At 61.4% G+C, this 15,784-nt stretch carries 13 protein-coding genes and 1 pseudogene; 7 read left to right on the top strand and 7 right to left on the bottom strand.

Annotation, left to right across the window (positions count from 1 at the left end):
- Positions 1 to 26: 26 nt before the first annotated feature.
- A complete protein-coding gene (gene mvaT, locus POS17_RS23480; RefSeq protein ID WP_060840742.1) occupies positions 27 to 401 on the bottom strand; it encodes a histone-like nucleoid-structuring protein MvaT in 375 nt (124 codons plus the stop codon).
- Between the two features lie 347 nt (positions 402 to 748).
- Between mvaT and purU the strand changes: the two genes are divergently transcribed.
- On the top strand, positions 749 to 1,597 hold the full coding sequence (gene purU, locus POS17_RS23475) for a formyltetrahydrofolate deformylase (RefSeq protein ID WP_047305937.1): 849 nt from the start codon (positions 749 to 751) through the stop codon (positions 1,595 to 1,597).
- Positions 1,598 to 1,664: 67 nt separating this feature from the next.
- Positions 1,665 to 1,865 (top strand): hypothetical protein, encoded by a 201-nt coding sequence (locus POS17_RS23470; RefSeq protein WP_060840741.1) that lies wholly within the window; start codon positions 1,665 to 1,667, stop codon positions 1,863 to 1,865.
- A 9-nt stretch (positions 1,866 to 1,874) separates the two neighbouring features.
- Here the strand turns inward: POS17_RS23470 and POS17_RS32830 are convergent, their stop codons facing one another.
- Together POS17_RS32830 and POS17_RS32825 are read right to left on the bottom strand one after the other, a co-directional pair.
- Positions 1,875 to 2,639, bottom strand: coding sequence for a methyl-accepting chemotaxis protein (locus POS17_RS32830; RefSeq protein WP_371920245.1), 765 nt, complete (start codon positions 2,637 to 2,639; stop codon positions 1,875 to 1,877).
- A 93-nt stretch (positions 2,640 to 2,732) separates the two neighbouring features.
- Positions 2,733 to 3,764: pseudogene (locus tag POS17_RS32825) on the bottom strand (HAMP domain-containing protein); the annotation flags it as partial.
- A gap of 192 nt (positions 3,765 to 3,956) precedes the next feature.
- Between POS17_RS32825 and POS17_RS23460 the strand changes: the two are divergent.
- A complete protein-coding gene (locus POS17_RS23460) occupies positions 3,957 to 5,444 on the top strand; it encodes a helicase HerA-like domain-containing protein (protein WP_060840739.1) in 1,488 nt (495 codons plus the stop codon).
- A gap of 17 nt (positions 5,445 to 5,461) precedes the next feature.
- Here POS17_RS23460 and POS17_RS23455 read toward each other — a convergent pair whose 3' ends face one another.
- On the bottom strand, positions 5,462 to 5,917 hold the full coding sequence (locus POS17_RS23455; RefSeq protein ID WP_060840738.1) for a DUF721 domain-containing protein: 456 nt from the start codon (positions 5,915 to 5,917) through the stop codon (positions 5,462 to 5,464).
- A gap of 322 nt (positions 5,918 to 6,239) precedes the next feature.
- Between POS17_RS23455 and secA the strand changes: the two genes are divergently transcribed.
- The 3 genes from secA to POS17_RS23440 all read left to right on the top strand — a co-directional run bounded on the left by secA (position 6,240) and on the right by POS17_RS23440 (position 11,380).
- The gene (secA, locus tag POS17_RS23450) at positions 6,240 to 8,981 is read left to right on the top strand and encodes a preprotein translocase subunit SecA (RefSeq protein ID WP_060840737.1); all 2,742 of its coding nucleotides are present in this window, start codon (positions 6,240 to 6,242) and stop codon (positions 8,979 to 8,981) included.
- Between the two features lie 120 nt (positions 8,982 to 9,101).
- Positions 9,102 to 10,319, top strand: a complete 1,218-nt coding sequence (gene argJ, locus POS17_RS23445) for a bifunctional glutamate N-acetyltransferase/amino-acid acetyltransferase ArgJ (protein WP_060840736.1) — start codon at positions 9,102 to 9,104, stop codon at positions 10,317 to 10,319.
- Positions 10,320 to 10,435: 116 nt separating this feature from the next.
- Complete coding sequence (locus tag POS17_RS23440; protein WP_060840735.1) at positions 10,436 to 11,380, top strand: Nudix family hydrolase; 945 nt, start codon at positions 10,436 to 10,438, stop codon at positions 11,378 to 11,380.
- Positions 11,381 to 11,493: 113 nt separating this feature from the next.
- Here POS17_RS23440 and POS17_RS23435 read toward each other — a convergent pair whose 3' ends face one another.
- Genes POS17_RS23435 through POS17_RS23425 form a run of 3 tightly spaced genes read right to left on the bottom strand, consistent with a single transcriptional unit; the run spans position 11,494 to position 15,083 of the window.
- On the bottom strand, positions 11,494 to 12,081 hold the full coding sequence (locus POS17_RS23435; protein WP_060840734.1) for a cob(I)yrinic acid a,c-diamide adenosyltransferase: 588 nt from the start codon (positions 12,079 to 12,081) through the stop codon (positions 11,494 to 11,496).
- Positions 12,082 to 12,083: 2 nt separating this feature from the next.
- Positions 12,084 to 14,120 carry a sensor histidine kinase gene (locus POS17_RS23430; protein ID WP_060840733.1) on the bottom strand — a complete coding sequence of 679 codons (2,037 nt, stop codon included), beginning with the start codon at positions 14,118 to 14,120 and terminating at the stop codon, positions 12,084 to 12,086.
- 45 nt (positions 14,121 to 14,165) lie between these two features.
- Complete coding sequence (locus tag POS17_RS23425) at positions 14,166 to 15,083, bottom strand: putative 2-dehydropantoate 2-reductase (protein ID WP_060840732.1); 918 nt, start codon at positions 15,081 to 15,083, stop codon at positions 14,166 to 14,168.
- 143 nt (positions 15,084 to 15,226) lie between these two features.
- On the opposite strand from POS17_RS23425, the gene POS17_RS23420 reads away from it, so the two are divergent.
- A complete protein-coding gene (locus POS17_RS23420) occupies positions 15,227 to 15,712 on the top strand; it encodes a YajQ family cyclic di-GMP-binding protein (protein WP_060840731.1) in 486 nt (161 codons plus the stop codon).
- Positions 15,713 to 15,784: the final 72 nt, after the last annotated feature.

Below are 15,784 nucleotides of genomic sequence, written 5' to 3'. Positions count from 1 at the left end.
AAGGCCCGGGCGCTCACTGGCGAGACTTAGCCCAGCAGGGTTGCCCAGCCTTCAACCACGTCGCCGCCCCACTTGGCTTTCCACTCTTTCAGAGTCTTGTGGTTGCCGCCTTTGGTTTCGATGACTTCACCGTTGTGCGGGTTTTTGTACTGTTTAACTTTACGGGCACGCTTGGTGCCGGTGGTTTTTACAGCAGCGCGCGGCGCTTTAACTTTCGACTCAGGATCCAGCAGGGCAATGATGTCGCGCAGGGACTTGGAGTACTCGCCCATCAGGCTGCGCAGTTTGCCTTCGAATTCCAGTTCGGTTTTCAGTTTGTCGTCCTGGGACAGGTTCTTCAAACGTGCTTGCAGTTCTTTAATGGCTTCTTCTGTAGCACGGTATTCGTTGATCAGGGACATGAGGACTACCTTATTGAGCGCTGAGTGACTGGGTGACAGTGTCGCAATAATAGTCACGGAGTTTGTGCAAGTAAACATAATAACGCTGTTTTATTCGGCGCTCTTAGTGTGTTTAGGCGCAAAAGTCATTTCGCTATTTAATAGATCGAGGGATTCGATTGCGCTATTCACAAATTACTTGTGCGCTATTGGCAAGTGTCTGCGGCAGTGCTTGCAGTGATGCCCGTTAAGACGCAATCAGGGTGCTGTTGCCAATCTAATCCGGGCCTGCGGCGCAATGAATACTGCAGTTTTGTCGCGTAATGGCTAGAATGGCGACCTTTGCGAAGTTCTGGAGTTTTCCCCTCATGCGCACCTTTCGGTTGGTGATTTCTTGCCCTGACCGCGTTGGCATCGTTGCCAAAGTCAGTAACTTTCTGGCCTCCCATAACGGTTGGATCACCGAAGCGAGCCACCACTCGGACAATCTCAGTGGCTGGTTCTTCATGCGTCACGAGATTCGTGCCGACTCCCTGCCTTTTGGTCTGGAGGCTTTTCGCCAGGCTTTTGCGCCGATCGCCGAAGAGTTCTCGATGGACTGGCGCATTACCGATACCGCCGAGAAAAAGCGCGTCGTGCTGATGGCCAGCCGCGAGTCCCATTGCCTGGCGGATCTGCTGCATCGCTGGCACAGCGATGAGCTCGATTGTGAAATCGCCTGTGTGATCTCCAACCATGACGACCTGCGCAGCATGGTCGAGTGGCATGGCATCCCTTATTACCATGTGCCGGTCAATCCTCAGGACAAGGAGCCGGCGTTCGCCGAGGTGTCGCGTCTGGTCAAGCAGCACGATGCCGAGGTGGTGGTGCTGGCGCGCTACATGCAGATCCTGCCGCCTGAGCTGTGCCGCGAATACGCGCACAAGGTGATCAACATCCACCACAGCTTCTTGCCGTCCTTCGTCGGCGCCAAGCCTTACCACCAGGCGTCCCTGCGTGGGGTGAAGCTGATCGGCGCCACCTGCCACTACGTCACCGAAGAACTGGACGCCGGGCCGATCATCGAGCAGGACGTGGTGCGGGTCAGCCACAGCGACAGCATCGAGGACATGGTGCGTTTCGGTCGTGATGTGGAGAAGATGGTCCTGGCCCGCGGCCTGCGCTACCACCTGGAAGACCGGGTGCTGGTCCACGGCAACAAGACCGTGGTGTTCTGATCGAAAAAAAACCAGGAGCCGGGTTCAAGATCCCGGTCCTGGTTGTTCACCTCGAGAGGTCAGCGCGATGACCGATCCACTGGATAAAGCCACTTCCAAAGCCCCCGCCACCCTCGGCGAGGGATGCCTGAGCCGCTACGACCCCGATGAGCTGGATGCTGAAGACGGCACCGAGTTTCCGGGGGCCGCCCAATTGTGGGAGCAGTTGCAGCAGGAGCCCACGCCACCGGCGTCCGTAGACACCGGCTCGCCGGCTAAAGGGGCCTGAGGCCCTGCGTCAGATCCTGAAGCTGCCCACCAGGTGCTTCAAGCGCGCCGATTGCTGTTCCAGATCGGAGCAGGCCCGCAGGGTCGCCTGCAGGTTTTCAACGCCTTCCTGATTCAGCGTGTTGATTTCGGTGATGTCCATGTTGATGGATTCGACCACCGAGGTCTGTTCTTCCGTGGCGGTGGCCACCGACTGGTTCATGCCGTCGATCTCGCCGATGCGCTGGGTCACGCTGCTCAGCCGCTCCCCGGCCTGGTTGGCGATCTCGACGCTGTCCTGACTGTGGCGCTGGCTGTTGCTCATGGTGCTGACCGACTCCCGGGCGCCCACCTGCAACTCTTCGATCATGGTTTGCACTTGCTGTGCCGATTCCTGGGTGCGGTGCGCCAGGTTGCGTACTTCATCGGCCACCACGGCGAATCCGCGGCCGGCCTCACCGGCCCGGGCCGCTTCGATGGCCGCGTTGAGCGCCAGCAGGTTGGTCTGCTGGGAAATACTGGTGATGACTTCGAGAATCTGCCCGATGTTCACGGTCTTGCTGTTGAGGGTCTCGATGTTGCTGCTGGATGCGCTGATCATCTCCGACAACTGGTTCATCGCCTGGATGCTGCGATCCACCACTTGCTGGCCGTCTTCGGCCAGGTTGCGCGCGTCGCTGGCCTGTTGTGAGGCCTGGGCGGCATTGCGGGCGATTTCCTGGGCTGCGGCCCCCAGTTGATTGATGGCTGCGGCGACGCTGTTGGTGCGACTGGCCTGTTCATCGGAGTTGAGCATCGATGAGTTGGAGGCGCTGACTACCCGCAGGGCCACTTCGTTGACGTGCTCGGTGGCCGAGGAGACTTCGCGGATCGAACTGTGGATGCGTTCGACGAAACGGTTGAAGGCGGTGCCGAGAATGCCGAATTCGTCCTGGTTGTGGATGTTCAGGCGGCGGGTCAGGTCGCCTTCGCCGTCGGCGATGTCCTGCATCGCCCGGGTCATCACATGCAGGGGCTGCATCAGCAGGCGGATCAGCAGGCCCAGCAGGGCAATGGTCAGGGCCACGGCGGTCAGGGTGGCGATCAGGGCCGAGGTGCGGAACTCGCTGAGCATGGCGAAGGCCTTGTCCTTGTCCACCGACAGGCCGATGTACCAGTTCACCGAAGACAGGCCCTTGATCGGGGTGAAGGTGACGATGCGGGGTTTGCCGTCGACGCTGATCTCGCTGAGTTCATTGCTGATGCGCGGGGTGTCCTGGGGATAGACGTCCTTGAGGGTCTTCATCACCAGGTTCTTGTCCGGGTGCACCAGGATCTTGCCGTCGGCGCTGATCAGGAACGCATAGCCCATGCCGTCGAAGTCCAGAGCGTTGATGCTGTCGGCAATCACTTGCAGGCTCAGGTCACCGCCGACCACGCCAATGCGCTGGCCAGCCTTGATCACGCTGTCGACGATGGAAATGACCAATTGGCCGGAAGCCAGGTCGATATAGGGTTCGGTCAGGGCCGAGCCGTTGCTGCTCTCGGCGCTCTTGTACCAGGGGCGTGCGCGGGGGTCGTAGCCGTCCGGCATCTTGCTGTCCGGGCGGATGATGAAGGTGCCGTCCTTGTTGCCCAGGTAAGCCCCCATGAAGGTCGAGCTCACCGACTTCTGTTCCAGCAGGTTGCTGACATTGGTCGGGTCGGGGTTGAGGGCCACCGACTGGGAGATGTTTTCGATCAGCAAGGCGCGGCCGGCAAGCCAGGTCTGAATATTTTTTGCCGTGACGTCGCCCATTTCCTGAAGATAGTTGTCCAGATCATTGCGAATGGCGTTGCGTTGCAGGTAATCGTTGTAGAGCGTGAATAGTGCAAAGGCAGCTATGACGATCAGCGAGGCGGCAAGCAGGATCTTGTGGCTGAAGCGCAGATTTTTGTTCATGGCTTGGGGGGTCCGCTAAGGTCTTTGAGTCCAGGGCATCGGGTTGGAAAAGCGCGCGAAAAGGGCGGTGTTGTAAGTAAGCTGATATCTCCATCTATCCCAAAGGAATTACCTGACCTTTTTTCAGATACTTCTGATCCATCATTTTTCATATCGACCGTGTAAGGCCAAAGATTAACCTGAGGTGACAAAATGCCTGACTCTTTGCAACTGATTATCGGTGCCGACCTCGGTGGCCAGCCGGTCGCCCAGGCCATGCGCCTGGCCAACCGCCACGGGCTGGTGGCCGGCGCCACCGGTACCGGCAAGACCGTGACCCTGCAGCGCCTGGCGGAAGCGTTCAGCGACGCCGGGGTCGCGGTGTTCGCTGCGGATATCAAGGGCGACCTGTGCGGGCTGGGAGCCGCAGGGGATCGCCAAGGCAAGGTCGCCGAGCGAATTGCCGGGATGCCGTGGCTCAAGCATAGGCCTCAGGCTTATCCGGTAACGCTGTGGGATATCCACGGACAATCCGGTCATCCCCTGCGTACCACGTTGAGCGAAATGGGACCGCTGTTGCTGGGCAGCTTGCTGGAACTGACCGACAGTCAGCAGTCGGCGTTGTATGCGGCGTTCAAGGTGGCGGACCGTGAAGGGCTGTTGTTGCTGGACTTGAAGGATCTCAAGGCGCTGCTCAATCACCTCAAGGACCACCCTCAACTGCTGGGCGATGACGCGGCGCTGATGACCACAGGTTCCAGTCAGGCGCTGTTAAGGCGTCTGGCGACCCTGGAGCAGCAAGGGGCGGAAGCTCTGTTCGGCGAGCCCGCATTGCAACTGGAAGACATTCTGCAACCGGCTGCCGATGGCCGTGGGCGGATTCATCTGTTGGACGCGAGTCGTCTGGTGCATGAGGCGCCGAAAGTCTATGCCACCTTCCTTTTATGGCTTTTGGCTGAGCTGTTCGAGCAACTGCCGGAGCGCGGGGACTCGGACAAGCCTCTGCTGGCGCTGTTTTTTGACGAGGCGCACTTGTTGTTTTCCGGTACGCCCAAGGCGCTGCAGGATCGCCTGGAGCAGGTGGTGCGACTGATTCGCTCCAAGGGCGTGGGGGTGTATTTCGTGACCCAGTCGCCGGGAGATTTGCCGGACGATGTGCTGGCGCAGCTGGGACTGCGGATTCAACACGGCTTGCGGGCCTTTACCGCCAAGGAACAGAAGTCGTTGCGTGCGGTGGCCGATGGTTTTCGTCCCAACCCGGCGTTCGACGCGCTGTCGGTGCTGACCGAGCTGGGCATCGGCGAGGCGCTGGTGGGCACCCTGCAAGACAAGGGAACCCCGGAAATGGTCCAGCGTGTGCTGGTGGCGCCGCCGCAATCACGGATCGGGCCGCTGACCGCTGCTGAACGCCAGGCCCTGATTGCCAGCTCGCCGCTGCTGGGGCGTTATGACCAGCCGATCGATCGTGAATCGGCTTATGAAGTGCTCATGGGGCGCAAGAACCTGGCGCCCGAGGAGCCTGCAACGGCAGACAAGCCGGGAGAGCAGGAGCCGAGTCTGGCGGATCGCGCCGGTGAGTTTCTCGGCACTGCGGCCGGGCAGGCCTTGAAGTCGGCCATGCGTCAGGCGGCCAATCAGTTGGGGCGGCAGTTGGTCCGCGGGTTGATGGGTTCGTTGTTGGGCGGCAGCAAGCGGCGCTGAAGCCGGGTGTGTCCGGGTCAGCCTCGCGGCTTGGCGTGGCTGGCCAGGCGCTCCAGGGCGGCGCGCAAGTTGGGATCGCTTATGCCTTCGGCGGTGGCCTGGATGGTTTCGGCGGCATTGTTCGACAGGTCCATTGTGTGCCCCACCGCGCCTTGCTGGACCGTGGGCGGCTGAACCTTGAACAGAATGCGCGTCAGGTTGCTGAATTCGTTGAACTCCTGCAATTGGCGCTGCAGGCGCTTTTGCTGATAGCGCAGGCGCGTGGCCCAGTGACCGTCGGTGACGATCAGCAACAGGCTGCCTTCGCGCCATGAAGCGACGTGGCAATGTTCGCGAGCCGCCGGTTGCAACTGGCTCTCCAGCAGGCGCTGCAGGTGCGCCAGGCGCTGAGCGTGGCCGAGTATGGCTTTCAGAGGCTTGGCTTCGCGAAGAAGAACGGCGGGCGCGCGTGCCGTAAGGGGGCGAAATGCCATGGTCAGACACCTGAAGTTACAGAGGCGCCATGGTAGCAGAAAGCGTCCCGGCCGCCGGGCTCATCGCTTTTTCGTACTCTGACGACTTTCTCGCGCTTTGCTGATCGTAATCATTAACTTCGGGGGGGAATGGGCTTGAAGTTCGGCAAAAAGCCCTTATTTTAGGTGAGCCCCGTCACAGCGCTGTGCCAGCATCGTGGAATAACGCCACTTTCCTCACCATCGTTTCCGGGTAGAATGCTCGTTCGCATGCGGCCATGAGGGCTGCTCGGGCGACTCACGGGGCCGCCCTCCAACCCTATGTGTGGAAGATCCTGCCGATATGTTTGCGCCTTTGTTAAAGAAACTTTTTGGAAGCAAGAACGAGCGTGAAGTCAAACGCATGCTCAAGACGGTACAGATCGTCAATGCCTTCGAAGAGCAAATGGTGGCCCTTTCGGACGATCAATTGCGCGCCAAGACCGCCGAGTTCAAGGCCCGTATCGCCAAGGGTGAAACCCTCGACAAACTGCTTCCCGAAGCCTTCGCGGTCGCCCGTGAAGCCGGTAAGCGCGTCATGGGAATGCGTCACTTCGACGTGCAGTTGATCGGTGGCATGACCTTGCATGAAGGCAAGATCGCCGAAATGCGCACCGGTGAAGGCAAGACCCTGGTGGCAACCCTGGGCGTCTACCTCAACGCACTGTCCGGCAAGGGCGTGCACGTTGTGACGGTGAACGACTACCTGGCTCGTCGTGACGCCAACTGGATGCGTCCGCTGTACGAATTCCTCGGCCTGACTGTTGGCGTGGTCACGCCGTTCCAGCCGCCTGAAGAGAAGCGTGCCGCCTACGCCGCCGACATCACCTACGGCACCAACAACGAATTCGGTTTCGACTACCTGCGCGACAACATGGCTTTCAGCATGGAAGACAAGTTCCAGCGCGAGCTCAATTTTGCCGTGATCGACGAAGTCGACTCGATCCTCATCGACGAAGCCCGTACCCCGTTGATCATTTCCGGCCAGGCTGAAGACAGTTCTCGCCTGTACACCGAAATCAACAAGCTGATCCCGCGTCTGGAACAGCACATCGAGGAAGTGGAAGGCCAGGTCACCAAGGCCGGTCACTTCACTGTCGACGAGAAGACCCGTCAGGTCGAACTCAACGAAGCCGGCCACCAGTTCATCGAAGAGATGCTGACTCAGGTCGGCCTGCTGGCGGAAGGCGAAAGCCTGTACTCGGCGCACAACCTGGGCTTGCTGACTCACGTCTATGCCGGCCTGCGTGCGCACAAGCTGTTCAACCGCAACGTCGAGTACATCGTTCAGGATGGCCAAGTGGTCCTGGTGGACGAACACACCGGCCGTACCATGCCGGGTCGTCGTCTGTCCGAAGGCCTGCACCAGGCCATCGAGGCCAAGGAAAACCTCAACATCCAGGCCGAGAGCCAGACCCTGGCATCGACCACTTTCCAGAACTACTTCCGCCTGTACACCAAGCTGTCCGGCATGACCGGTACCGCCGACACCGAAGCTTTCGAATTCCATCAGATCTACGGCCTGCAGGTGATGGTGATTCCACCGAACAAGCCGCTGGCCCGTAAGGACTACAACGACTTGGTGTTCCTGACCGCGGACGAGAAGTACGCCGCGATCATCAACGACATCAAGGAATGCATGGCTCAGGGGCGTCCGGTGCTGGTAGGTACCGCGACCATCGAAACCTCCGAGCACATGTCCAACCTGCTGCAAAAGGAAGGCATCGAACACAAGGTTCTGAACGCCAAGTTCCACGAGAAGGAAGCGGAAATCATCGCCCAGGCCGGTCGCCCGGGAGCACTGACCATCGCTACCAACATGGCCGGCCGTGGTACCGACATCCTGCTGGGCGGCAACTGGGAAGTGGAAGTCGCTTCCCTGGAAAACCCGACCCCTGAGCAGATCGCCCAGATCAAGGCCGACTGGCAGAAGCGTCACCAGCAGGTGCTGGAGTCCGGTGGCCTGCAGGTGATCGCCTCCGAACGTCACGAATCGCGCCGTATCGACAACCAGCTGCGTGGCCGTGCCGGTCGCCAGGGTGACGCCGGCTCCAGCCGTTTCTACCTGTCCCTGGAAGACAGCCTGATGCGCATCTTCGCCTCGGATCGGGTGAAGAACTTCATGAAGGCCCTGGGCATGCAGTCCGGTGAAGCGATCGAGCACCGCATGGTGACCAACGCCATCGAGAAGGCCCAGCGCAAGGTTGAAGGCCGCAACTTCGACATCCGCAAGCAACTGCTGGAGTTCGACGACGTCAACAACGAGCAGCGTAAAGTGATCTATCACATGCGCAACACCTTGTTGGCGGCGGACAACATTGGCGAAACCATCGCCGATTTCCGCCAGGACGTGCTCAACGCTACCGTCAGTGCGCATATTCCTCCCCAATCCCTGCCGGAACAGTGGGACGTGGCGGGTCTGGAAGAGGCCATCCAGAGCGGCTTCGGGGTCAGCCTGCCGATTCAGCAATGGCTTGATGAAGACGACCACCTGTACGAAGAAACCCTGCGCGAGAAACTGCTCAACGAACTGATCGCCGCGTACAACGAGAAGGAAGATCAGGCCGGCGCCGAAGCGCTGCGCACCTTCGAGAAGCAGATCGTGCTGCGGGTACTGGACGACTTGTGGAAAGACCACCTGTCGACCATGGATCACCTGCGTCACGGTATCCACCTGCGCGGTTATGCACAGAAGAACCCGAAGCAGGAGTACAAGCGCGAGTCCTTCACCCTGTTCTCCGAGTTGCTGGACTCCATCAAGCGCGATTCGATCCGCGTACTGTCCCACGTCCAGGTGCGTCGCGAAGACCCGGCCGAAGAAGAGGCGCGCCTGCGTCAGGAAGCCGAGGCACTGGCTCAGCGCATGCAGTTCGAACACGCCGAAGCTCCGGGTCTGGATCAGCCTGAAGCCCTGGAAGAAGGGGTTGATGTGGATGTCGCCCTGGCCTCCGCGCCAGTGCGCAACGAACAGAAGCTGGGCCGCAACGAGCTGTGCTACTGCGGTTCGGGCAAGAAGTTCAAACACTGTCACGGCCAGATCAACTAAGATCCTCGCCAGACACTGAAACACCCACGCCGTGACGGCATCAGCCGTCGCGGCGTTTTTCCATTTGCAACACCGTCTTTTGAGACGACGGTGCAGACACCTGATAAGAGGAGCGCATTCATGGCTGTTGGTCTTGGTCCTTTGCCTACGTTGCACCCGGTTGCCGGCTTCGAGCTCGGTATCGCTTCGGCCGGCATCAAGCGCCCGGGGCGCAAGGATGTGGTGGTCATGCGCTGCGTCGAAGGCTCCACCGTGGCCGGCGTGTTCACCCTCAATGCGTTCTGCGCGGCGCCGGTGATCCTGGCCAAGCAGCGGGTACAGGGGCCGGTGCGCTATCTGCTGACCAATACCGGCAATGCCAACGCGGGTACCGGCGAGCCAGGCCTGGCCGCAGCCCAGCGCACCTGCGCCAAGCTGGCGGAGCTGACCGGAGTCGATGCCAGCGCCGTGCTGCCGTACTCCACTGGCGTGATCGGCGAGCCGCTGCCGGTAGAGAAAATCGAAGGCGCCCTGCAAGCCGCGCTGGATGACCTGTCGGTGGACAACTGGGCCGCCGCCGCCACCGGGATCATGACCACCGACACTCTGCCCAAGGGCGCCAGTCGTCAGTTCCAGCACGATGGCGTGACCGTCACCGTGACCGGTATCAGCAAGGGCGCGGGGATGATCCGTCCCAACATGGCCACCATGCTTGGCTACATCGCCACCGACGCCAAAGTCTCCCGCGAAGTGCTGCAGAACCTGTTGCTGGACGGTGCCAACAAATCCTTCAACCGCATCACCATCGACGGCGATACCTCCACCAACGACTGCTGCATGCTGATCGCCACCGGTCAGGCCAATCTGCCGGAAATCACCCGGGCCGAGGGGCCGCTGTTCGCAGCCCTGAAGCAGGCCGTGTTCGAGGTGTGCATGGAAGTGGCCCAGGCCATCGTCCGTGACGGCGAAGGCGCGACCAAGTTCGTCACCGTTGAAGTCAACGGCGGCGCTACTCACCAGGAATGCCTCGACGTGGGCTACACCGTGGCGCACTCGCCGCTGATCAAGACCGCGCTGTTCGCCTCCGACCCGAACTGGGGTCGCATCCTCGCGGCCGTGGGCCGTGCCGGCGTGGCGGACCTGGACGTCAGCAAGATCGATGTGTTCCTTGGCGAAGTGTGCATCGCCAGCCGTGGCGCGCGGGCTGCCAGTTACACCGAAGCCCAGGGCGCCGCAGTGATGCAGCAGGAAGAGATCACCATCCGCATCGAACTGGGTCGTGGTGCTTGCAGCGAAACCATCTGGACCACCGATCTGTCCCACGAATACGTGAAGATCAACGCGGAATACCGCACCTAAGTACCTCGCCGGCAACGCCGCTCCCGCCCTGTTGGAGCCGGCTTGCCGGCGAAGCGCAGATCCAATGCCCGGCCCGCAAGGGCCCGGCCCAATGCCTGATCAGAGGAAACAGCGCGGTGAAACGAGTCCATGTGGCTGCGGCCGTTATCCGGGATGCCAGCGGCAAGATCCTGATTGCCCGGCGTGCCGACACTCAACATCAAGGGGGCCTGTGGGAGTTTCCCGGAGGCAAGGTCGAGGCCGGCGAAGCGGTCAATGCCGCACTGGTCCGCGAGCTGCAGGAAGAGTTGGGGATCGCCGTACAGGCGGCGCGCCCGCTGATCAAGGTGCAGCACGATTACCCGGATAAACAAGTGTTGCTGGATGTCTGGGAAGTCTCGGCATTCAGTGGCGAGCCTCACGGCGTCGAAGGCCAGCCTCTGGCCTGGGTCAGTCCTCGTGAGTTGACCGACTATGAGTTTCCGGCGGCCAATCAGCCGATCGTCGCTGCCGCGCGTCTGCCGGCGCACTACCTGATCACCCCGGAAGGTCTGGAAACCCCGGCCTTGCTGCGTGGCATGCAGAAGGCCATTGCCCAGGGCAGCAAGCTGATCCAGTTGCGTGCTCCCGGCGGTTACGATCCGCAATACCGTGATCTGGCGGTGGATGCCGTGGGCCTGTGTGCCGGCAAGGCGCAGTTGATGCTCAAGGGGCCCTTCGAGTGGTTGGGGGACTTCCCCTCGGCGGGTTGGCATATCACCTCGGCACAGTTGCGCAAGTACGCCAGCGCCGGGCGCCCCTTCGGCAAGGACCGCTGGCTGGCGGCCTCTTGTCACAATGCCGAAGAGTTGTCCCTGGCACAGCAGATGGATGTGGACTTTGTGACCCTGTCACCGCTGCAGCCGACCCAGACTCACCCCGACGCCCAGCCCCTGGGCTGGGAGCAGGCGCAGCAGCTGATCAACGGTTTCAACAGGCCGGTGTATCTGCTGGGCGGTGTCGGGCCTGCCGAGTGTCAGCAAGCCTGGGACGTCGGTGCTCAGGGGGTTGCCGGAATCCGCGCCTTCTGGCCGCAGGACTGAAGAGCGCCGTGTCAGCACGGGCCAGCAACGCTCCAGGTGGCAACTGGCTTGCCAGTTGAGGCGTCGTCAACCGTTGCCCAAGATTCGTGGATCCTTTCGCCGACAGCCGGCTCCTACGCAGAGGGGGCGGGCTTGGCGGCGGCCTGCCAGAGGATTTCCGCGATGCCTTGGCGCTTGGCAATCAGCCGGGCCGCGACAAACAGCAGATCCGACAGGCGATTGATGTAGGCCAGTCCCACTCCCTGCAAGGGTTCCACGGCATTCAGGTGTTGGCAGCGACGCTCGGCGCTGCGCGCCAGGCTGCGGCAAACGTGAGCCTGGGCGATCAGCGACGAACCGCCGGGCAGGATGAAGTTCTCCAGGGGCCCCAGTTCCTCATTCCAGATATCGATGGCCGCCTCAAGGCGCTCCACCTCGGCCGCGTTCAGCGCCTGATACACCGGCATAGCCAGTTCGCCCCCCAGATCGAACAACCGGTGTTGGCAGGGAGCCAACACCTCGATGATCTCCTTGAGGCCAGTGCAGGCATCAGCTTGCTCCTCCAGGCCGGCCAGAAGCAGTCCCAACTGGCTGTTCAAGGTGTCGACTTCGCCGATGGCTTCCACTCGTGGATGATCCTTGGCGACCCGGCGGCCGTCTCCGAGTCCGGTTTCGCCTTTGTCGCCGGTGCGGGTGTAAATCTTCGACAAGCGAAAACCCATGCTTAGTTCTCCAGTGGTAGCGGTTCTTGAACCGGGGGCTGGTTGCTGGCCAGGGGCAGGCGCAAGGTAAAGCAGGTGCCCTGGCCCCGGGTCGATTGCACTTCCATTTGCCCCTTGTGGTTGTTGGTGATGATGAAGTACGACACTGAAAGGCCGAGTCCGGTGCCCTGGCCGATCTCCTTGGTGGTGAAGAAGGGCTCGAAGGTGCGCTTGCGCACGCTTTCGCTCATGCCGATGCCGTTGTCTTCCACCTGGATTTCCGCCCAGGGCGGATTCAGCTTGGTGCGCAGGATGATGCGCCCGGGTTCGCTATCGTCCTCACGCTGGTGGATGGCCTGGGCGGCGTTCTTCAGCAGGTTGAGCAACACTTGCTCCAGTTCGTTGGCGGTGCCGGGCACGGGCCCCAGGTTCGGGTCGAACTGGCGGATGATCGCCTGCCCCTTGAAGTCGAAGCCGATGGCCAGGTCGAAGTCATTGCTGGCGATTTCCACCGCCTGGTCAATCAACGCCGGCAGGTCGCAGGGGGCCATCTGGCGATTGCTGCGGCGGCTGAAACTGAGCATGTGGGTGACGATCTTGGCGGCCCGGGCCCCGGCTTGCTGAATGCCATCGAGCAGCTGCGGCACTTCGCGGCTTTCCAGGTAGCGGTTGACGGTTTGCAGTTCGACGCCGATCAGTTGTGCGTGCTCGAGGTTCTTCGGCAGTTCCGGGGACAGCCGACGGCGGATGTTCTGCACGTTGTGCAGGATGGCCCCCAAGGGGTTGTTGATCTCATGGGCCATGCCGGCGGCCAGGCCTCCCACCGAGAGCATCTTCTCCGACTGCACCATCATCTCTTCCAGGGACAGGCGCTGGGTGATGTCGTCGATACGGATCACCACGCCACGGCCGGCGCCGCCCATCAGCGGGTAGAAGGTCAGGGCGTAATGCCGGGCCTCATCGTCCTTGACCCAGGTCACCCGTTCGACCTTGGTCACTGTGTGTTGCTCGACGGTTTCCTTGAGTTGCGGCAGGAACGGCTTGAGCGGTTCGAAGGCGAGGAAGATCGGCTGGTTCAGGGCTTCGTCCAGGCGAGTGCCGGACAGGGCACTGGCTTCCTGGTTCCATTGGGTGACGTACAGTTGCTCGTCCAGGGCGATCAGGGCCGAGGGCATGGAGTCGATGATGCTGTTGAGGTAGTTCTGGAAGCCGGTGAGCTTCTTCTCGATCTTGCTGCGAACCTGGACTTCCAGTTCCAGCTTGCGGTTGGTGTGGCGGGTTTCTTCAGCCAGTCCCTGAGCCTGATCGTAGGCGGCCTGGGAGTCGTCGCGCGCGCGCTTGAGTTGCTGCTCCCGCGCTTCGATGCGCGACAGCATGGTGTTGAAGGCTTCCGCCAGGCTGCCGATTTCATCGTGGTTGCCGCGGGAGGCACGCAATGAGTAGTTCTCCTCGCGGGTCACCTGGCGCGACAGTTCCTCGAGCTGGTGGATCGGCTGGGTGATCAGGCGCTTGATCTGTCGGGCGATGATCAGCCAGAGCAAGACGCTGAATATCAGGATCCCCAGGCTGGCGGTGAGGGTGCCGGTATAGAACGCCATCGGCAGTTCGCTGGTGGCGACCAGCAGCAGATGCCCCGGAGCCTGGCCCGGGCGAGGCAGGGTGATGATCTGGTTGCTGCGAAACTCGGTCAATTGCCAGGCTTCGATATGGCGGTAGCGCTCGGGCAGCTTGAGGTGTTCGCCGTGTTGCAACTGCGCCAGGCGCACACCCTTGCCGTCATACAGGGCCGCTGCCCGCAGCGGGGTATAGCTGTCGAGTTCATCCAGCAGCTTTTGTGCGTCCTCGGGGGAGTTGAGGGCCTGGGTTGCCAGGATCGGATTGGACACCAGTCGGCCAATGGTCTGCAGGGCCTGGGGCGCCATGCTTTCCTGGGAGATCCAGTAGGCGGCGCTGATAAAGGTCAGGTTGGCGACCAGCAGTACGGTGGTGAGCAAGACGAGCAGGGCGGCCAGGAGCTTTTGGCCCACGGGCAGGTTTTCGAGACGCTGGCGCAATGGCATCGGCTATATCGCTGGAAATGAGCAAGTGGGCAGCGTAGCCGCTGCTCAGGCGCTGGGCAATCCGCGCAGTTGCAGGTGGCTGACCAGGCGTTGCTGCAACTGTTGCAGATGGGGCAGTTGCAAGCGATGACGGGCGGCGGCCTGACAGGCATATCCGAGCAAGTAGCTGATCTCGGTGCGGCGTTGACTGGCCACGTCCTGATGCATGGAGGAGTAGTTGGCGGCGGTGGCCTGGATCACCCGTTCCACTTCCTGTTGCAGGTTTTGCGCGGCTGCCGGTTGTCCGCAGTAGTGCAGCAGCTCGCTCAGTTCAGCGCATAAAGTGGCCACTTCGCACTGGTGTTGCTGCAGGCCTCCGTTGCGGCAGTCGTGCAGCACGGTCAATGGATTGATCGCGCAGTTGAGGGCCAGTTTGCGCCACAGGCGGGTGAGGATCTGGGTGCTCCATTCGTGGGGGATGCCACTGGCGGTCAGGTCGTCGAGCCAGATCGGCGGGGTCGGGTGGCTGCAGTCGCCGAGCCAGGTATAGCCATGGCCGGCGAAGACCACGCGCCAGTCACCGTCGCGAAAGGCCCCTTCGGTACTGGAGGCTGCGATGCAGCGAGCCTGGGGCACCCGGGCCGCCACTGCGTCCTGGCTGCCAAGACCGTTCTGCAGCAGGATCAGCTCGGCGTCCTGGGTCAGGCGCGGGGCGATGCTGGACACCGCCGCTTCGGCGTCATAGGCCTTGCACGCCAGCAACAGACGGCTGATGGGTGTCGTGCTATCGACGGTTTCCCCGGGAATCGCCAGCAGGCTGCTCTGGCCCTGCTCCACCAGGGTCAGGCCGCCCGCCGCTTGATACGCCTGCAAGCGGGCCTGATTGCGCAGGATCAGGCGCACCGGCAAGCCGGCGCGGGCCAGGCGGGTGGCCCACAAAGTGCCGAGGCTGCCGGCGCCGAGAACATGCCAGGTGGTGGACATCAGCTTTTCGCTCTGTTTGGCCGCTCAGGGGAGGGCACGCGGTGAAGGAGGGGAAAGACCCGTTATAATGAGCGCGGATTTTAACCGCAAGCCGGGCGTGTTCGATGTTCTGAACAGCGCCCCTTTTTATTTGGAGAGATTACATGCCGTCGTTTGACGTGGTATCCGAACTGGACAAGCACGAAGTCACCAACGCGGTGGAAAACGCCGTCAAGGAACTGGATCGCCGCTATGACCTCAAGGGCAAGGGCAGCTTCGAGTTCAAGGACAAGGAACTGACCGTCAACCTGACCGCGGAAGCTGAATTCCAGCTGGAAGCGATGATCGAAATTCTCAAGCTGGCCCTGGTCAAGCGCAAGATCGATGTGCAGTGCCTGGAGGTCAAGGACGCTTATGCCTCGGGCAAGGTGATGAAGCAGGAAGCGGTGCTCAAGGAAGGTATCGATAAGGAGCTGGCGAAGAAAATCGTCGCCCATATCAAGGATGCCAAGTTGAAAGTGCAGGCCGCCATTCAGGGCGAGCAGATACGGGTCACTGGCAAGAAGCGTGATGACCTGCAAGAGGCCATCGCCGCTCTGCGTGCCAAGGAATTCGGCATGCCGCTGCAGTTCAACAACTTCCGCGACTGACCCTCGGTCTCCGGGAACCTCTAGAGCTTTTTGGCGTCCGAGGCCGGAGCAATGGCAGAAACGATTGCGCTC

The organism is Pseudomonas sp. Os17 (assembly GCF_001547895.1).
In the GTDB taxonomy this organism is placed as follows: domain Bacteria; phylum Pseudomonadota; class Gammaproteobacteria; order Pseudomonadales; family Pseudomonadaceae; genus Aquipseudomonas.
Note: the sequence above shows the minus strand (reverse complement) of the source record. Positions and strands in the feature narration are given on the sequence as shown.

Bases quoted from the DNA above. Each gene is read 5' to 3' on its own strand.
- mvaT (WP_060840742.1), bottom strand. From the start codon at position 401: ATGTCCCTGATCAACGAATACCGTGCTACAGAAGAAGCCATTAAAGAA.
- purU (WP_047305937.1), top strand. From the start codon at position 749: ATGCGCACCTTTCGGTTGGTGATTTCTTGCCCTGACCGCGTTGGCATC.
- POS17_RS23470 (WP_060840741.1), top strand. From the start codon at position 1,665: ATGACCGATCCACTGGATAAAGCCACTTCCAAAGCCCCCGCCACCCTC.
- POS17_RS32830 (WP_371920245.1), bottom strand. From the start codon at position 2,639: ATGCTCAACTCCGATGAACAGGCCAGTCGCACCAACAGCGTCGCCGCA.
- POS17_RS23460 (WP_060840739.1), top strand. From the start codon at position 3,957: ATGCCTGACTCTTTGCAACTGATTATCGGTGCCGACCTCGGTGGCCAG.
- POS17_RS23455 (WP_060840738.1), bottom strand. From the start codon at position 5,917: ATGGCATTTCGCCCCCTTACGGCACGCGCGCCCGCCGTTCTTCTTCGC.
- secA (WP_060840737.1), top strand. From the start codon at position 6,240: ATGTTTGCGCCTTTGTTAAAGAAACTTTTTGGAAGCAAGAACGAGCGT.
- argJ (WP_060840736.1), top strand. From the start codon at position 9,102: ATGGCTGTTGGTCTTGGTCCTTTGCCTACGTTGCACCCGGTTGCCGGC.
- POS17_RS23435 (WP_060840734.1), bottom strand. From the start codon at position 12,081: ATGGGTTTTCGCTTGTCGAAGATTTACACCCGCACCGGCGACAAAGGC.
- POS17_RS23430 (WP_060840733.1), bottom strand. From the start codon at position 14,120: ATGCCATTGCGCCAGCGTCTCGAAAACCTGCCCGTGGGCCAAAAGCTC.
- POS17_RS23425 (WP_060840732.1), bottom strand. From the start codon at position 15,083: ATGTCCACCACCTGGCATGTTCTCGGCGCCGGCAGCCTCGGCACTTTG.
- POS17_RS23420 (WP_060840731.1), top strand. From the start codon at position 15,227: ATGCCGTCGTTTGACGTGGTATCCGAACTGGACAAGCACGAAGTCACC.